Source organism: Citrobacter sp. wls826, assembly GCF_005281245.1.
Taxonomy (GTDB): Bacteria; Pseudomonadota; Gammaproteobacteria; order Enterobacterales; family Enterobacteriaceae; genus Citrobacter; species Citrobacter braakii.
Window position 1 is genome coordinate 248508 of record NZ_SZWS01000053.1, and the last position, 554, is coordinate 249061.

1 protein-coding gene is annotated in these 554 nt (G+C 55.1%); it reads right to left on the reverse strand.

Going from position 1 to position 554, the window contains the following annotated elements:
* The coding region (locus FDW87_RS13650; protein ID WP_137379853.1) for a hypothetical protein at positions 1-422 on the reverse strand (422 nt) is incomplete at its 3' end.
* Positions 423-554 lie beyond the last annotated feature (132 nt).

Consider the following 554-nt stretch of genomic DNA (forward strand, 5'->3'; position numbering starts at 1 on the left):
GTTTTCAGCCAGCGCGGCGCTTTTAGCGTATCGGCGAAATAGCCCACCAGATCCTGCAGTAAGTCACCCGCCACTCGTTCCATCTCGTCAGACAGCGTTTTACTCATCAGCAGGTGCGTTAATAACTGACAGTAGCGCCCCATTTGGTCTGGCTCAGGCTCGAAAAGGGGAAAACGGGTCGGGAATGTTTCTACCGTCAGGCTCGCTTGCAGATGCTGCGGTACAGGCTCCGTTAAGGTCGGTTGCAATAACGCGAGACAGGCCGACAAACGTGCACAAATCGCCAGTTTTTCAACCGGGTCATGGCATTCAACCAGCCCTTCGACAAAACGCTCGCAGTTATCCGCCAGTTCGGTGAAATCCGTGGCATGGCTAAAGGGCAGGGTAAATAAAGAGTGTGAAAAGAGAGGGGTAGTCGCCATAGGGCAGCCTCCAGTATGTTTTATTTAAACCACCACCGGAGAGGCTAATCTCGCGGGTGGCGGAATCGAGCGGAGTTAGCCTTACCGGTCATACTGGATACCGGCGCGTCTTGCGACGCCCCCGCTCGACCC